The following is a 16,163-nucleotide window of genomic DNA, read 5'->3' on the forward strand; positions in this document are numbered from 1 at the left end:
AATAGGTTCCTTTAATTCCCTACCTAACAGAAAAGCTATTCATTAGGTACTTTCATCCTTAAAGTGTACCCTTTGTAAAGGACATTTTGAAAAAAAGCTAGGCAATCTTTTGAAGCTGCTGTCTGTATTTTGCAGGCGGCAGCTTTTTCAAGTTCCATTGCCCTCTATAATGGTTGTAATACATCATATAACTTTTCACTTCTCGTTTTACTTCTTCTAATGTTTCGCACGCTTTCAGGTTGGTTTCATCTTTAAAATGACCGAAGAAGGATTCTTGGGGGGCGTTATCCCAACAGTTTCCTCGGCGTGACATCGATTGCCCTAGTCCCATTTTCTTCACAAGTTTCTGGAATTGCGGATTCGTATAATGGAATCCTTGATCTGAATGAATAAATGCATCTTCTGTTAAATGGCGGTGTTTCTTCAATTGATGAAGTGTATTGAGGGCAATATCAATACTTAATGAAGACGACACTTCATACGCTAAAATTTCATTCGTTTCAGCGTCTTTAATCGTTGATAAATAAGCGCGTTTACTGCTTCCATACGTTAAATAGGTGATATCCGTCAGTAACACTTTTCCGGCCACACCCTGTTTAAAGTTGCGTTGTAATTCATTTGGGCACGTACGATGTTCTTTTGTTGCTTTTGCCATACGTCGAGCTGGATTCGCTTTTCGAATCGGGCAGATAATCTGATATTTTTTCATCACGCGGCGAATACGTTTCAGATTGTACGTAATTCCATATTGATTTTCTAACGTCATTTTAATTTGACGTGCTCCTTTTTTTCGCCCTCGGAAATGATACGCCTTTAAAATGATTTCCTTTACCACTTCATCTCCTTGTTCTTGTGCCATACGCTTCTGCGCTGATTTTTCTGAAAAATAATTGTAATAGCCAGACCGAGATACATCCATCACATCACATAGATAGCTGACTAAACGCTTTAATTTATACTTTTTTATCGTGTGATAGATGAGTTCAAATTTTAGTGTTGTAGCGATTTTTATTTCTTCTTCAACATCTGCCTTTCGAGTAGATCGACCTTTTTTAACAATTCATTCTCTGCTTCAAGTAATCGATTTCTCGCTTCTAATCGCTTCAATTTTTCTTCTAGTGTTAATTCTTTTTCAGATGGTCTACCTGAATTTGTTTTACGTGTATCTTGTAAACCTTCTACACCTGTTTTACGATAAGAAGCTCGCCAACGTTTGCCTGAAGATTCTATACGTTTTATACCGATTAATTCAACATCTAAACCCGCATTTTCAAAAATTTCTCTTGGGAATTTACCTTTTTCATTTTCCGCAATAAAATGACGTTTAAATTCGTCAGTATATGTGATAGCTTTTTCACTAACTGCATGCACATTTGGATTACATTTTAGTTGTTCTAGTTCTATTTTCGTAAAATATCTTTTGGTCATTTCACTCTACCTCAACATCTTTTTTCTCATTATAAACAAAAGTACCCTATAGGATAGACTTTTTTCAAAGTGTCTATCTTATAGGGTACAGTTTACCTAACGAATAGCTTTTTTATTATTTAATGATTAATTGCAAAGTCATTATTCCAGCTAGTTGAGTCAGATAGCTGATAGGTCACCATATTGGCAGTTACTACTAGAATCACACCTGCTCTGGATTTATCTGTAGAAATAGGATCCTCTAATACTAATACAACATACCCCTCTCCCTGTCCCAGAGGGTCTATAGCATTTGTAGCGTTGATTTCGAAGGTTGTATACGTTTTCTCATTTGTTACAGGAAGTAATCTTTCGTCCTGATAGGCTCCATATTCCTTTAAATTATAGCAAACAGGCATCCATCCCTTTGACCAATCAATACTGCCCATTATTTCTTTTTTTCGAAGTGCAAGTTTGCCAATTGAAAAAGTAAAATATATCTTCATAATAGCTTGATCTAATTCATTTTTCCCTTCACATACAGCTGTTACCTCCAGCTTAATATCCCCGTTCGAATGCTTCCTAATTACCACTAAAGTTACAGTGAAAATAAAGATAACAAGTACTATGCCGATGATGATAAATCCCATTTAGTCCCTCCTAACATCATAATGACTGTTACTATTAGAATACCATGTTTTAGTAGTGATGGTATTTTTTCACCAAACAATCTTATGAATTGACATAGGCATAAATGATAAGACAAAAAAAGAGTATGTTGAATAATAAGTAATTTATTTGTACCGAAACCTAATCGTTAGATTTGGGACTTCTACCCCGAGTAGTGAAAACTAAAAATCAGTGGGGAAAGGATACCCCCACTGATTATCGTTTTACTCTATTTAGTAGATTGTAATTCAGCTGTTAAAGTAAATGGCATTTTTAAATATTTGTACTTAATCGTTATTTTTTTAATATTAGGTTCTTCAACCTTTACTGCATAATGCTGAGGCTGCTTTCCAATGGCCTTGCGATCTATGTATTGACTAGGAAAAACGGTTACTTGCCTTAACTTATAATATGTAATATTTGGATTACCTACTAGCTTCGTTTCTGCTTCAAACGGTTCGGACTTACTCACGACGAGCTCGACATTTTCAGGCACTTTATCATTGACGAGTATTTGCTGAAGCTTTATATCACGTAGTCCTTTATTCTCTATTTCTATGATTCTTGTAGATGAATCATCTGTAGGATTCGTATAGCTATTCATGACAAGTGGTGGATTGCTTTTTAAATAAATGATAAAGCCCGCTCCCACTACTAGAACACTAAATAATAAAACAAATAGTAATTTTTTCATTTCTTTCCTCACTTTCTTGTTACCCATCAAGTATAACGGGAAAACGTAGGTGATGAAACCTTGAAAATATACTATAAGGATTTTTCTTCACAAATCAATTTCTTTAGGCAGAAAAACAATCTGGCTCATAATAAGCCAGATTGCTTTGCTAATCGTATTTCATCTCGTATCGGAATCCCGTCATTACCGATTAAAGGAATTTCAGGTTTATACGCTCTTGCTTGCTCGACTGCGTTTTTTATAATTTCGACTAAGTAATAGCCTCGCTTTTGATAAAATTTTAATGCGTGTAAATTATCATTTGTCGTAATGAGGGTAATCATAGAACAGCCTTGTTCGAATGCATGGTGTTCAACAGCTTGTACAATCAATGAACCAATGCCCTTTCCCTCTACTATACTATCAAGGGAAATAATTTCGCATTCTTCAGCACGAATGATATACGTTATGAGACCTAAAATCGAGTTTTGTTCATCTACATAAGCGAAGCCATCTAACTTACTACAGTCATATATCCCACTAGAAATGACCATTTCTGTACTTCCCCAATGCTCCTTAAAAAACTGTAACACATCATCTTGAGGTAATTGTTGAATAGGAATTACTGTCATCTATCATTCTCCTAAATTGAAAAATTAAACATACTAGCAATAGCTTTTTGCACACCTAGAAATACTGCCCATGAAACGACACCTAGTCCAATGGCTAAAACGATATGGATTGATGATTTCATTGCCATATAAATAACAAACAGCATAAACATTGTAGCTGGTAACCCAACTATTACACCAAACGTAAATCGTTGAATATGTTCACTCGACTCACTTTGCACAGTAAGCCAGATGATACTTAAAATACTGACAAGTGGTAGTGCTGCAATAATGCCACCATAGGAAGGAAATCTTCTAGCAACCTCAGTAACAATACCAATAACGACTGCCGAACAAAGAATTTTTACTAATGTGTACATTATTTAGACACCTCACTTAATAAACGAAAAGCCTGTAAAATCGTTTGTTGTTGCTCTTCTGAAAGCTGCTTTAGCGCATGTTGAAGCTTTTCATCATCTAATTCAGTATTTTTCTTTAAAATGTGAAACCCTTCAGCTGTAAGATGGAGGTTTACTTTGCGCTGATCTTCGATGGCCCGCTCCTTTTTCACCCAGCCATTACGCTCCAGCTTTTTTGTATGCTCAGACGCTGTATTTTGAGAAATATTCAGTAACTCCGCAATATCACGTACAGTTACTTCATCTTCTTTTTGAATCATCTGTAATATACGCACGCTTTGATGCGAAATTGTATCTTCATGCTTAGTATGTAGATGGTAGAAAATCGTTGTAAAATAGTTATTTAAATCTTTAATCATCAAATATACTCCTTTAATATGTCGTCTTAAGCGATTATATCGCAATAAACGATGTATTTAAAGAGGTGTCTAAAATTCTATATTTTCAGTTTTTTAACGCCAGTCATCACCCCTTTCAAATAGACCGAAATATTCTAGTAAGTTTTGATATAAGTATATCTTTCTCGCTTTCTTGCTAAATATATTAAACAAGGACTTGTAATGCTCTATTTCGTAAAGTATTATTACACTATTCTGAATAAAAAGCCGAGGGTTACTTATGTTATATTTTCTTTATTTTATTGTGGGTGGCACTATAATGGTAATAGCATTACTATTAAGCCAATCAAAATATCTGTTTTTATCTGGCATTATTACGGCATTACCTATTCTGACGCTCATTAATATGGGCATGCAGATGAAAAATATGAAGGAAGATACTTTCCACAGCGTTTTACAAAATACTGTATTTGGGGCTGTAGGTATGTTACTTTTTACGGTTCTAGCATTTTTATTAACAACCTGGTTTAAACCAAGCATTTCCGTAATTAGCTCTCTTGCAGTTTATGCAGTTTTTATGTTATCAGGTAAATATATTATGTCGATGTTTACATAAAGCGAAGGGACTGTCAGTAGACAGCCCCTTACTAATTTTATCGGAAATTCCCAGATACTTATAGTATTTTCACAAACACACCCTGTTGAAATTTTTCTTCAGCAGCTGCATTCATTTTTCTAACATCTTCAGATAATGCGCTTGCCCTTATTAATCTATTATTAAGGTAAATCAATGGATCGATAAGTCGAGTTTTATTCTTTTGATGAATATCAAATTCTCCCTGACCAACCCTCACTTTAATATTAGGATGGAGTTGTTTTAAAAGGCTCTGTACTTGCCTATCTTTTGAAGAATTCATCAATTCAATTAGTTCATTATCTTCCTTAAGAAAATCGGCAAGCGTAATAATTTTTTTATCTAATGCTAATTTTAGCGTTTGCGCTAATTTATCATAAGCATAAATATTTAACGGATCCATAAAGAAATCAAGCACTTCTTGATAATAAGTTCTCACAAACCATTCAGCAGATTCAATACTTTGAAGACATATCTTCCCTTGATAAATAATAATATCATTTAAAAATTTTACTATTTCTTCTAAAGAGGCTTGCCCATATACATACATGTCCCTTAAAGTATAATCTACTCGGTCCGCACATAATTCAGGAGCTGGTTGTTCAAGTAAATTCCATATCGCATTATTAAAAAGCAGATTTTCATAATCATAGTTATACTTATTAAGGATATTAGGAATTTCTGATGCCCTGATTACATCCACAAATATATCTTCATGATAATCTTCAGCTTTATTTTCAAGGACGAAATCAACGACATGCGAAAAAGCAGTATGTGAAACATCGTGCAATAATCCTGCAATCTGCTCCTCTAAAGAGCCTCCAAGCTGTTTAATTAACAACATGACACCAATCGAATGCTCATAACGTGTTACATTCCATTGGCTATTTACTAGATAACTTGCACCACCTTGATGAATACCCTTCAATCTTTGCAACGGTTTACTCGAAATAAGTTCCGCTAACACATCATCTATCTCGAATTCACCATATATATTATCCGAAATAATCATATTAGCATCTTCCTACGCAAAATTCGAAAGTACAAAAACCCCACCACAATGTGAGATTGGATAAAATTCTAATTGGCATACTCCTTCTAGCAAGGAGCTGATTTCCTCATGGACAAAGTAAAATTCATCATCATCCCAATAACTAATACTGTCATGACGACATTTTTCAAGCTGCGCTCTTGTTTCAAACGCAATATCACCGATAAAAATTTTACCTGCAGGCGATAGTTGCTGTAATAACGCTGTAATGTATTGCACCTTCATTTCATCTGTAAAATGATGAAGTGCATAGGTACTAATAATGGCGTCATATTTTTGATGAAGAAGCTCCGTTGGTAGCCCTTTTGACAAATCCCACTCCATCAAGTTCGCATCAGGCATTTTTTCTTTGGCAATTTCGATCATTTTCGAGGAGAAATCGAACCCATTCATAATATGGCCATTGTCATAAAGCTTTGCCGTTAACACCCCTGTGCCAAATCCAATGTCTAATACAGTTGATTTTGGAATGTACATGACCTCGTTAAAAATCGTATTTAATACTGCTTTATATCCTGCAAATGGATATTGATTACTTTCTTCACTTAGCTGGACCGTTTTATCGTAACCATCAGCCCATAAATTAAATCCTTGTTGATTTAGCATAATAGTTCCTCCTAGGTTTTCAATCGATTACTAGTTTGGAAGGTCTATTAGTACTAAACATCCCGTGTTAGTTACTAACAATCCCTCTCCAAACATTAAAATTTTCATGACCGATAACCTGTTTCATAAAAATTCCCCCTTTCAATAATTCAAGCTCATCACCATATCGTGGGGTTAATTTCTGCTCCGACTAGGCACTCCCATGCGGACGCCCAGCCTCTACTTCAATCAACCTATATACATGACACTCGATTTATCAAAATGTCATTAACAACTTTTGATGATAACCAAATATTAAACTATTATACCAAATATTACATACTGCGGTGAGTAAATTTTCAAACTTTATTAAATTCCTAAAAAATGTTATAATAAGTATAGTTTTCTTTTCAAGGAGGAATCGAAATGGACGCATTCTTTTGTAATGCTTGCTCTAGACCAAACACTTTACAGGTCAAAGAGGTCTAGAAAAGTTAACATATTAACATCATTGAATGATCTCTTTAGGCCATAAACCTTATTAAAAAGCCTACTATACAGGAGTGAATTCAAATGGAAAAACAAACAATTCAGCCGTTTTTAACGGTCGCAAACTATAATTTACTTGATCAGCAAATGAATAAAATCATACACACACTTGCAACAACAAAGGATAAAAACGTTATCCAAGCCGTACACGGTATTGTTGAAACCGAAATTACGGCAAAATTAGCTCTGTCCACTGCGGAAGCTCAACTAATTGAAAATCTTTTTAATGTGACAGATCGTGCACAGGGTGAAGCGTATTTAGAGCAATTAAAACCTTACGTCATCCCATTCAAAGCTGTAACTGCAAGCACAATTAAGAGCCTATTTAAAAAGGAAAAAAAGCTCAAGTTACCAAAACTTGAAGAAATGGACTTTCAGGAAATTTGTTATTTAGCTTGGGATGATCCTGGTACACATCGAAAATATGTCGTGTTGGAACAAGATGAAAAGTTAAAAGCGATTAAGGGAACTTACTCTAACAATACAACTAAAGGAATATGCGCACTATGTAACCGCCATTCTGATGTTGGCTTATTTACTACGTCTGTAAAAGGTCAAGTCGTTGGAACGTTCACGAATTATAGTAATTACATTTGCGCAGATAGCCAAACATGCAATCGACATGTAACAGATATAGAAAAAACAATAGCGTTTTTCGAACGTATCACTCGATAAAATAAAGCCTTCTCCATTACGGGGAAGGCTTTTTAGATAGTTTTTGTCAATTAATACGGAAACTAATTTTGATTCACTTTTATTCGACGATGCAATGATGACAACGCAAAACATTAGAACAAAAGTTAAAGGATAACCTTCATATCACCGTAATGGAATACCATAGAAGGATCAGCAACAGCAAGGCCTGGATTCGTTGGACTAGAAAGCCCTGATCCCCCAACCACTTCGATTTCAAGTTTTCCACGTAATGGGCGTTCTCCTACTAAATAATCGCCTGTAGATTTTACATGCAGGATTCCATTTACAATAGCACTGATATCAAATTCCAATCGAGTACAACTCTTAGGAGGTATAACAGTTAAAGGAAGGCCTTCAAGAAAAGGTCTTTCATTCTCATTAGTTATAAAAGGAAGTGTTACCCCTTCTGTTGAAAGCTGTAAAGAAGGGCAATATTCAATCACAACATTTGCTTCTAGTGGTTTGCTTGTAGGGTTTTTAATTACAATCACAAGTCTATTATTAGGCTGTCCAATTGCAGCATCCAATGGAACAAGAAATGGTCCTGTAGTAATCGTATACTTTCTAGTTTGAGACGTTGATGTTTGATTTGACAAAGATTCACCTCCTAATAAAAAATATTACTTTCTGTATATCTTATTAAAATAAAAAAATGATTGTATAGACGGTTGTAGAAAGAATTCCACTTTATTGAAAACAACATAATTCATATAAACAAAACTATTGAAAAAGATGGAGTTCCAGCTCTTATTAGAATGGTATTCAATTACAAAAAATTAACACTTATTTTTCAATACAATAAATACTCGTATTTTAAACGAGTGTTTCATGACTAATAGGATTTCGAATTGTTCCTGATTTCAAATTAAATTTTCTCGTTAAACAATTAAGAGGCTTAGTCGCGAAATAAAAAAAGTCCAGGCTCAAAATTAATTGAGTACCTGGACTTTGATATTAACTGCTGCGCTGTGCAATGATAATTTTTAGTCCTTCGAAATCACCGCTTGTCATAGTCCCATTGTCGAATTTATCTAACCACGATTTATCAATCAACTTTTTATCTACTGATTGTTTAAGATATTCACGTACTGCAGCCTTTGGGGCATCATTAGTAAATTTCATAATATCATCATCCTGTTCTGTTTGTGGTGTTTGTTCATTTATTCCATTTAGAATATCTTGCTTAAATTGAGCTTCTGAAATGCCCATACTCAATAAATAAGAATACGGATCTCTATGTGTTGTACCGCCTAAATTATCAGTAATCCAACGGTGTGACTTGATGCCATTACCATTACTATCTAATACAACAGGGATGCCAGCATCTTTAGCAAGTTTTCGTAAAATCCAAATATACGATGCATAATCTTTTTTAAACTGCTCTTTATTATCTGTACGCGCCAGCTCTACTTGAGCATAGCTAAGTGGATTTCCTTTAGGGCCACAACCGTATTGCACTATATTGACTGGTGCGACTTGTACAATGCGACCTCCACCACCTACCCAATGAGATGTAAATGCATTTGCTTTATTAAGATTCATATATTTTATTTCATTTTCTAACGCATCAGGGCCGAAATTGTTCTCGTTACTTGATTCATGGGCAATTACATATTTTATTGCCGTTAATGCCATATTCGGTAAACCTGACATTAAACGTTGTTCAATAGTATAAGTCATTTCACATCACCCTTTGTTTGTCATATTATATCGCTTGTTTGCTATCATTAGTGCCTAACATTGTCGGGTTAACCACCACTACGAAAGCAAGTGCAGTGTAAATTACTCTGTTATTTGTTTATTATAAATTGTTGTGTTGTAGCCGAATAAAGGGTAAATCTGTTGAACTAATGGTAGCAATAGCGCAAATGCTGCCAATAAATTGCACCAAATACGTCTAAAATAGTTTCAATAGCACCAAAAAGTAATGATAGATCAATACTTCATAGATCACCTACTTCCACAAAAATATAAGAGCTCTCCTTACATATCTACGGAGAAATAAAAAAAAACTCTTAGCTTTTGTCTACGTTTCTTCTTAATTTTCTGTATTTGTTTCTTCATCGATTACAGGATATTGGTAGCATGAACGATGAATATGGGGCAATTGATTTTATCCCCCCTCCTCTACCTAGAAAACGTGTAATAAGTCAACAAATCAGTATTAATATAGATATATATCATTGATTTCAAACAAAAAAACACTCGCATTTTAAGCGAGTGTTTCGTGATTTTTAGGATAACCACTTCGGAGGTGTGTTTTTCTCCCAATAAATATCCCCTAAATTATTGTGTGCCATAAAGTCGTCCTCGGCACTGTGGTAGTGGAAGTTGTAATAATAGCCATCCTGTGGTCTTTTTTCTGTACGGACATGGAAGCGAATTAAATCCTTGCCTGATTCATTGTTAGTAATATTGAAAATTTTTTCGCCATAGTTACCACTTGGCTTTTCGGAAATTGTTAACGATGCTAATGACGTATCGTCTAAGCCTGCTACTGTCATCGCAATAGCTTCCTCCATTTTCGGGAAGATAATGGAGTCAAACTCATTGCTTATTTTCGGGCCGATTTTTGTGCCGAATTTTATGTAGGATTGCTCTTTCGCCGCATCAACGAGCAATGCACTGTAGTCAACCGGATCTTCTTGTATTTCTGTTTGTTCTATCGGAAGAGCAGCCGCTTCTGCAGTACTTGTCCCAGCTGACGGTCCGATAGAAGCGCGATTTGATGGAGTTTGATCAAATGCTTCCCATATTTCATGTGTTGGCGTAATTAATCCAAATGTTAAAAACGCAACCATAATGACGATACTTTTTTGAACCCATTTCTTCATTAATTAACACCTTCTCTTTATGTACAAATTGGTAATTCTATTACTAATATATACGCTTTAGCCTTTAAAAGGTTTCATATTTCTATAATTCATTGTACAATATTTATGTATAAAGTAAAAACTTCACATCCTGTGAAAACGCTTGTATGACTATCGTCCTGTCGCCCCAAACTAATCGGGCATTTACTGGCAGAATGCGTGATAAATGTGTCGTTTTTTAAAAGGAGGTACAAAACATGGAAATCGCAATGGGTATTGGTCTTTTATTAATGTTAGGTTACTTATCATCTTTATGCTTCACGGACTAATAAAATTACTTTGCAAAGAGCAATCATTAATTCCCACAAAGCCTACTACATCAATATTCTGTAGGCTTTTTACTTTTTATCAACAATGCATATAAACACTTTAAATAACATTAAATCGGGGCTAATTATTACCGCTTTGGTGGGCATGTTTATAGGGATGAGAAATTAGGATTGGGATTAATTCCTCAGTCCTTTTATTTTACCTTCCACATGAAAAAACACCTGCCGCTGCAAGTGTATATATTACTATTAATTGTTAAACTTTTCAATTTCAAATCAACTCCGTATTTCCTAGACCAAATTTTCTCAACAATAGGTAATAGCTTTCGAACTTTTTCCTCTGTTATTTCAAAATCCTTAAAACCATCCACATCTATCTCCTTTTTATTTTTTTCATTGCCAAATATTAAGCTGGATAAAATGAAGAAACACTCTCGGCTAATCGTGTAGCTAGAGTGTTTGAATATAATTAACCTGTGGAAGTTATGAATCATAAATTTTTAACGTTAAAGGGGTATGTTAAATCCTTACCAGCGTTTATAACTAAAAAATCATCCTGTTCAATAGTTGATATTTTCATTCGACGGGTTGGCCTCTTTTAATAAGAATGATAAACCTTATTTCTATTGCATTTAAGTCTTTTAGCTACTTCTAACAGTTCATTCATGAAAGATTACCCCTTTTAAATGTTATTTTACGTTTCATATGTGAATATCAACCAATAATGATTAATAAAAAATTAGACCACTCATTAGAAGTGATCTTTTGTTGTTATTAAAAGCAAAAGTACTTATAGTTTAATGGAAAATAATTCATTACTTTTTATTCATTTTATTATATGGTATAATCTAACTAAATAGGAGGTTAGTAAATGAAAAAACTATCATTATCATTGGCTGCTAGTAGCATTTTTTTATCGATGTTATTTACTCCAGCCTACAATGAGACTGTACAAGCAGAAGAAATGGAAAACAAAGTGAACTCAAGCACAGACATGGTTGCTTTAAAGAAGCCGCATACAAACGGTAAAGCTAAAGAGGTTGATACTAAAATTGAATCAGCTAATCAGTTAAAAACTTATTTAGACAAAAAATATCCAGAATTAAAAACTGACATTGTTACAGTAAACTTTAATTATACTGTTTCTGAAAACGATGATTTAAATAGACCATATGATTTTTTTATTGACTTCGATATGTCTCTTACACCTTATAAATTGTCTTTCGAATATGCAATGAGAGACCACTTAAAATCGATTAAGCATCAAGATACAGCCAAAGAGGATGTCGCTAAAGCTAGAAAACAACTTAATGATTTTATTGAAACAATGGCTAAAGATGTAATAGAAAAACTGCCAAACAAAAAAATATTGGGGCAAGACTACAATAGCTGGTATCTTTATCCAAATCTGAAAATGGATTTGAGAATAGAAACAAATATGAGTTGGACGAATTATGAACCAATTAGTACTAAACACGTTTGGGTTGACAGACCAGAAGATTATTACGAAAATATTGGTACTAACATGGATTCTGCTTATAATGAATTGGAAAGAAATAAATATCTTCGAGAATATACTCAATTAAAGTATAATGATTTCAAAATAACTGATTTTGGTTGGAGAAAATATTTAGATGATTTTAAAAAATTCGATTACTAATGAGCACCTTAATGGGTGCTTTTAATTTGTTTATTTTCAATTAATGAAAAATCATCCGCAACTCATAGTGAGTGCGACTATTATGTATTACTTGTTCACTTCTACATATCTAAATGTACTTAAATATGCATTTAATTTATTAATTTCTCTATTTGAAACAAAATAATAAATGGATAAGATACATCCATATCCCGCGACACCCAATAATGTCAGTATTTTTAATAATAGTTGAAAGTACGACGAAGCATATGTAAAGAAGATTGAGGCTAATCCGCTTCAATCTTTTTTGTTTTCTGATCTATAAGCAAAAGGCAGTTGAAAATCAGATTCAACCGATCTTTCAACTGCCAATTCAATATTAGATTAATAATAGTGCCCATAAAATATTACAGGGCTATTTTTACGATTACATATTGTTGCGGTGAACTGCCTTATTTATTTGTTCTGCTCCTCTAAAAACTTGAGATTATCAAGGGCTAGTAGGAGGAGTAAGGCCGAAAAGAACCGGAGTTACTACAGTAGTACCAGCTCCAAGGCGAACTTGTTGAACTTGCAGTACTTTTACAGTTAATTCAAGCACGATTTTTTCACGCAATGTGCAGAAAGTTCTTTCAGGCGATGCCATAACCGGTGAAAAATCAAGTTCAAAGAAGTTTGCAGCGACTAACTCGCCAAATGGTTGTTCATTGTATTTAACGAGATTTTGGAAGAAAACTTTATCTAATCTAGCATCCATTTGAGTTCTTTCATTAAGGAAGTTCGCTTCGGCAAACTCAGAAATTCCAAATATTGGAGTAGGTCCTCCTGGTGTTTGTGGGAAAGTTAGATCTGTAAAACCAGAAAACGGAATATCAGCAATTCTATCTTGAAGTGCCCCATTACATGCCGCTGAAGCATATTCTATATTTTTGCGAATATGTCCTGCTACAAATAATTTAGCTCTTGTTACCGTAAAAAAGTCAGTGTTGTCAATACGTGCAAACCGAACTGGTACTAGTTTAACTTGATTTAGGAATACATTTTTCTTTACTCTTTTGATTTCAGTTGCTGCAGGATTAAGTGTAATATCTGACTCTACAACTATTTGAAGTGTTGGTTCTGCAAGTACAACTGGAATTTTGATTGTTGGAGCTGTAACCGGTGTAGCGGCTAGTGGAGTAGCCTCACTATTGAATGGTATTTGTTCAGTTGATGTTACTGGACAAGGTATTGGATTTTGATTTTGATTTTCACATTGACCACCCAAAAAATTCCCTCTTTTCATTTTTTTATTAGAGAGCGCTCTCTATAACGTTAGAATATGTAGCGATTAAATCTATGTATGGACGTGTATACTAGTTTTATAAAAAGGAATTTTTGAACTAAAAAATAAGAATGAGCATCAAAATGCTAGAAACTAACCATTTTGAGCACCTGGTTTTAATTGTTTAGGTACCTTTTTAGACTAGAGAATTTCAAGAATATAATAGTTCTTTTCTTGAGTATCCTCCAACGATCTCGCAAATAGTAAATAATAAACCATTTGTTTAAAGACGATACTTCTCCATGTCCCACATTTTCCTGAATTGATAGTAAATTGAAACTGCTTAGGCAATCGCCAATGTAAACCTTCTTTGGCATACAAAACAAGAGAAGTATCATGGAATTGTCTATACTAGTTTTGAAGAAATAAAACAAGCGATTGATAAATAGACCTACTACTACAATAACGAATGAATAAAAGTATCTAGGATGTAGTCCATTCACCTATCGTGATAGTTTGGCTGCATAAAGAAAAAACCAGAATGGAGAGATCCATTCTGGTTTTGGGGTTTAAAGTTAAACCGACACCTTTAGTTTAAACTTATTTGAGTAATAGCCTCTGCAAAAAAATGAGTTGTTCGGTTTAATTGCAATTAAGAATGCATTAATGATATCTGAGGCGGAAATCAATGTGTTTATCCAACTTACAAATAATATGATTGATTTGATATTTCCTGATACATAGAACGACATAATGCCAGGGACTAGCGATAATACAATAAAAGGCAAGCTCATAAAGACCAAAAATCTCGTTTTGGATAGTATTGCATTTGTATTTAGCCAAAAAAATATTCCGCTAAATGTTAAGCTAATATCTCCTTTTTTGTTAATGACAACAATATGTAAACATTCATGAACGATGAAAACAAAAATACTCATTATTATGAGAGTAAATATATTTAAATGAGTGTATCCCGTTCCAAAGAAATTGGGTATTAGAAAAATGATAATCTGAAGTAGATATACAAACTTCATATAATGTTTTCTGTACCAATTATTCTATATGAAAGGAGACCATTTTGACAAATCCATGCTTTTCGGTGGCAAGTGTCGAAACCAAATTATCATAGGCGGTATCCCTCCCTCATCAATTAATCCACTAACATTGATGTAAAACTTCACAAAATTCACTATATCCATTTTAACATAAAATTTCGTAAAATATCCGAAATATTCAAATAATTACTTCTTGGCTCAGAATTGTGCTGCACACTTTTGCTCTCAGCTAGACCTTGTACTTCTGACTCGCTTTCATTTACTGTGTCATATAATTCTTAAGCGTGATTGTTAAGATTCCACGAATTAATGCATTATTTATACAAGAAAGTCCGCGGCTTGCTGGCTTTTCTAATTTATTATGACTAATTCTATATCCTTTTGACGAACGGTATAGGAAAAAGCAGATGATTTCGATAAAACGACAAAGACTGCAGATTAAATCTATGATTAGAATCTACAGTCTGGGAGCACTTTTCATTTTCTTTAATTTATAAGCATTCAAGTACGATTCTTGCTACTAAAGTACGCGGCAAAATTGTTAATATACCACTCTCTTTTCTAACAAACTGCCTATGCTCTTCATTGTATCCCATACAATCTAAAATAATTATATCCACTCGGTAATCTTTAAGATATCGAGCTGCTTCTTCAAAGTTGCCGTAATCATAAGGTGAGGCAACAGCGACTGTAATATCCTCAGAAACACATTCCCACTTTTTCAGCACACCTCTCCTTTGTTCCTCTAGCGGGATAATTAAACCTATCTTCGGATGATCCTTCATCGCACTAATAGCTTGTGTTACTATTCTATTTGGATAAAAAACGGGCTTTTCACTTTTTAAAGTCGGCCAATCTTCTGTGCATAGTACGATGACCATATCAACTTCTTGTTGCAACTTTGATAATTCATTTTGTAATATTGGAAGCAGTTTTCTTCTAGACATTATTATCGATCTGCCATCATGTAATCGTGAAACACATATGTTCTTTTCTTTTCTCGCAATAACTGATAATAATTGTGCTTCGTTTAAGGAGTCCAATGCTCCTCTTTCCACAATTTCTATATCTTTATCATCTTTATCAAAAATTTCTTCAAATGTTGGTGTAATGTCTGAACGAGGCGACTGTCCGATAGTCAATAAACCGATTTTATTCATTCATAATCACCCCTACTCTTGGATGATTCAATTCATCTAAAATCAAAAATGTCTGCTTTAACGTCATAATTATTCCCCCACAACTTTTCCTTTATATTTTAGCTCGACAGCTTTTAAGCAGTATCATATACTTACCAAAAAGTAGAATATTCAGAAATAAAAGATTTAAAAAGGACAACTTTAATCTATTACGATATTAAACATGTCACTTACTAGTATCTAAAAGTATAGGATACGACACTGCTTTTGAACATGATTTTAACGTGTTACC

The 16,163-nt window shown here is 34.0% G+C and carries 17 protein-coding genes; 3 read left to right on the forward strand and 14 right to left on the reverse strand.

The genetic code is table 11. The features are described 5' to 3' along the window. Positions 1-97 precede the first annotated feature (97 nt). The 6 genes from JNUCC51_RS00925 to JNUCC51_RS00950 all read right to left on the reverse strand — a co-directional run bounded on the left by JNUCC51_RS00925 (position 98) and on the right by JNUCC51_RS00950 (position 4,138). Positions 98-1,428 (reverse strand): IS3 family transposase gene (locus tag JNUCC51_RS00925; RefSeq protein WP_337988626.1). Its coding sequence is split into 2 segments (ribosomal slippage): positions 98-1,047 and positions 1,047-1,428, totalling 1,332 coding nucleotides; the frame shifts between segments, so codons are not numbered across the junction. Positions 1,429-1,547: 119 nt separating this feature from the next. Beyond that, entirely contained in the window at positions 1,548-2,057 is a 510-nt protein-coding gene (locus JNUCC51_RS00930) for a hypothetical protein (RefSeq protein WP_337990404.1), read from the reverse strand. A gap of 248 nt (positions 2,058-2,305) precedes the next feature. Further along, entirely contained in the window at positions 2,306-2,770 is a 465-nt protein-coding gene (locus JNUCC51_RS00935; RefSeq protein WP_337990405.1) for a hypothetical protein, read from the reverse strand. A 125-nt stretch (positions 2,771-2,895) separates the two neighbouring features. Continuing rightward, positions 2,896-3,381, reverse strand: a complete 486-nt coding sequence (locus tag JNUCC51_RS00940; RefSeq protein WP_337990406.1) for a GNAT family N-acetyltransferase — start codon at positions 3,379-3,381, stop codon at positions 2,896-2,898. 11 nt (positions 3,382-3,392) lie between these two features. Then, positions 3,393-3,740, reverse strand: coding sequence for a DUF3147 family protein (locus JNUCC51_RS00945; protein WP_337990407.1), 348 nt, complete (start codon positions 3,738-3,740; stop codon positions 3,393-3,395). Further along, complete coding sequence (locus JNUCC51_RS00950; RefSeq protein WP_337990408.1) at positions 3,740-4,138, reverse strand: MarR family winged helix-turn-helix transcriptional regulator; 399 nt, start codon at positions 4,136-4,138, stop codon at positions 3,740-3,742. The genes JNUCC51_RS00945 and JNUCC51_RS00950 overlap by 1 nt, the downstream gene beginning before the upstream one ends. A 298-nt stretch (positions 4,139-4,436) precedes the next feature. Between JNUCC51_RS00950 and JNUCC51_RS00955 the strand changes: the two genes are divergently transcribed. Then, positions 4,437-4,733 carry a hypothetical protein gene (locus tag JNUCC51_RS00955; protein ID WP_337990409.1) on the forward strand — a complete coding sequence of 99 codons (297 nt, stop codon included), beginning with the start codon at positions 4,437-4,439 and terminating at the stop codon, positions 4,731-4,733. A 58-nt stretch (positions 4,734-4,791) separates the two neighbouring features. Here JNUCC51_RS00955 and JNUCC51_RS00960 read toward each other — a convergent pair whose 3' ends face one another. Further along, entirely contained in the window at positions 4,792-5,763 is a 972-nt protein-coding gene (locus tag JNUCC51_RS00960; RefSeq protein ID WP_337990410.1) for an HD domain-containing protein, read from the reverse strand. A 12-nt stretch (positions 5,764-5,775) separates the two neighbouring features. Then, entirely contained in the window at positions 5,776-6,408 is a 633-nt protein-coding gene (locus tag JNUCC51_RS00965; RefSeq protein ID WP_337990411.1) for a class I SAM-dependent methyltransferase, read from the reverse strand. 552 nt (positions 6,409-6,960) lie between these two features. Here JNUCC51_RS00965 and JNUCC51_RS00970 point away from each other — a divergent pair. Beyond that, positions 6,961-7,611 carry a FusB/FusC family EF-G-binding protein gene (locus JNUCC51_RS00970; protein WP_337990412.1) on the forward strand — a complete coding sequence of 217 codons (651 nt, stop codon included), beginning with the start codon at positions 6,961-6,963 and terminating at the stop codon, positions 7,609-7,611. Between the two features lie 125 nt (positions 7,612-7,736). Here the strand turns inward: JNUCC51_RS00970 and JNUCC51_RS00975 are convergent, their stop codons facing one another. From JNUCC51_RS00975 to JNUCC51_RS00985, 3 genes are all read right to left on the reverse strand, one after another. Continuing rightward, the gene (locus tag JNUCC51_RS00975) at positions 7,737-8,228 is read right to left on the reverse strand and encodes a hypothetical protein (RefSeq protein ID WP_337990413.1); all 492 of its coding nucleotides are present in this window, start codon (positions 8,226-8,228) and stop codon (positions 7,737-7,739) included. Positions 8,229-8,586: 358 nt separating this feature from the next. Continuing rightward, on the reverse strand, positions 8,587-9,312 hold the full coding sequence (locus tag JNUCC51_RS00980; protein WP_337990414.1) for a peptidoglycan recognition protein family protein: 726 nt from the start codon (positions 9,310-9,312) through the stop codon (positions 8,587-8,589). A 554-nt stretch (positions 9,313-9,866) separates the two neighbouring features. After that, the gene (locus tag JNUCC51_RS00985; RefSeq protein ID WP_337990415.1) at positions 9,867-10,466 is read right to left on the reverse strand and encodes a YpjP family protein; all 600 of its coding nucleotides are present in this window, start codon (positions 10,464-10,466) and stop codon (positions 9,867-9,869) included. Positions 10,467-11,645: 1,179 nt separating this feature from the next. Between JNUCC51_RS00985 and JNUCC51_RS00990 the strand changes: the two genes are divergently transcribed. Continuing rightward, a complete protein-coding gene (locus JNUCC51_RS00990; protein ID WP_337990416.1) occupies positions 11,646-12,434 on the forward strand; it encodes a hypothetical protein in 789 nt (262 codons plus the stop codon). 469 nt (positions 12,435-12,903) lie between these two features. Here JNUCC51_RS00990 and JNUCC51_RS00995 read toward each other — a convergent pair whose 3' ends face one another. The 3 genes from JNUCC51_RS00995 to JNUCC51_RS01005 form a co-directional block, all read right to left on the reverse strand. Further along, positions 12,904-13,680, reverse strand: a complete 777-nt coding sequence (locus tag JNUCC51_RS00995) for a CsxC family protein (protein WP_337990417.1) — start codon at positions 13,678-13,680, stop codon at positions 12,904-12,906. A 572-nt stretch (positions 13,681-14,252) separates the two neighbouring features. Next, on the reverse strand, positions 14,253-14,711 hold the full coding sequence (locus JNUCC51_RS01000) for a DUF3267 domain-containing protein (protein ID WP_337990418.1): 459 nt from the start codon (positions 14,709-14,711) through the stop codon (positions 14,253-14,255). Between the two features lie 512 nt (positions 14,712-15,223). Next, positions 15,224-15,892: an AroM family protein gene (locus JNUCC51_RS01005; protein ID WP_337990419.1), complete on the reverse strand. Its 669-nt coding sequence runs from the start codon at positions 15,890-15,892 to the stop codon at positions 15,224-15,226. Positions 15,893-16,163: the final 271 nt, after the last annotated feature.

The sequence above is a fragment of the Lysinibacillus sp. JNUCC 51 genome (genome assembly GCF_015999525.1).
Lineage (GTDB): Bacteria > Bacillota > Bacilli > Bacillales_A > Planococcaceae > Lysinibacillus > Lysinibacillus xylanilyticus.

What these genes read in the sequence shown, in the direction of transcription:
- JNUCC51_RS00955 (WP_337990409.1), top strand. Translation starts at nt 4,437, where the DNA reads ATGGTAATAGCATTACTATTAAGCCAATCAAAATATCTGTTTTTATCT.
- JNUCC51_RS00950 (WP_337990408.1), bottom strand. Translation starts at nt 4,138, where the DNA reads ATGATTAAAGATTTAAATAACTATTTTACAACGATTTTCTACCATCTA.
- JNUCC51_RS01005 (WP_337990419.1), bottom strand. Translation starts at nt 15,892, where the DNA reads ATGAATAAAATCGGTTTATTGACTATCGGACAGTCGCCTCGTTCAGAC.
- JNUCC51_RS00935 (WP_337990405.1), bottom strand. Translation starts at nt 2,770, where the DNA reads ATGAAAAAATTACTATTTGTTTTATTATTTAGTGTTCTAGTAGTGGGA.
- JNUCC51_RS00970 (WP_337990412.1), top strand. Translation starts at nt 6,961, where the DNA reads ATGGAAAAACAAACAATTCAGCCGTTTTTAACGGTCGCAAACTATAAT.
- JNUCC51_RS00985 (WP_337990415.1), bottom strand. Translation starts at nt 10,466, where the DNA reads ATGAAGAAATGGGTTCAAAAAAGTATCGTCATTATGGTTGCGTTTTTA.
- JNUCC51_RS00940 (WP_337990406.1), bottom strand. Translation starts at nt 3,381, where the DNA reads ATGACAGTAATTCCTATTCAACAATTACCTCAAGATGATGTGTTACAG.
- JNUCC51_RS00980 (WP_337990414.1), bottom strand. Translation starts at nt 9,312, where the DNA reads ATGACTTATACTATTGAACAACGTTTAATGTCAGGTTTACCGAATATG.
- JNUCC51_RS00965 (WP_337990411.1), bottom strand. Translation starts at nt 6,408, where the DNA reads ATGCTAAATCAACAAGGATTTAATTTATGGGCTGATGGTTACGATAAA.
- JNUCC51_RS01000 (WP_337990418.1), bottom strand. Translation starts at nt 14,711, where the DNA reads ATGAAGTTTGTATATCTACTTCAGATTATCATTTTTCTAATACCCAAT.
- JNUCC51_RS00930 (WP_337990404.1), bottom strand. Translation starts at nt 2,057, where the DNA reads ATGGGATTTATCATCATCGGCATAGTACTTGTTATCTTTATTTTCACT.
- JNUCC51_RS00960 (WP_337990410.1), bottom strand. Translation starts at nt 5,763, where the DNA reads ATGATTATTTCGGATAATATATATGGTGAATTCGAGATAGATGATGTG.
- JNUCC51_RS00945 (WP_337990407.1), bottom strand. Translation starts at nt 3,740, where the DNA reads ATGTACACATTAGTAAAAATTCTTTGTTCGGCAGTCGTTATTGGTATT.
- JNUCC51_RS00990 (WP_337990416.1), top strand. Translation starts at nt 11,646, where the DNA reads ATGAAAAAACTATCATTATCATTGGCTGCTAGTAGCATTTTTTTATCG.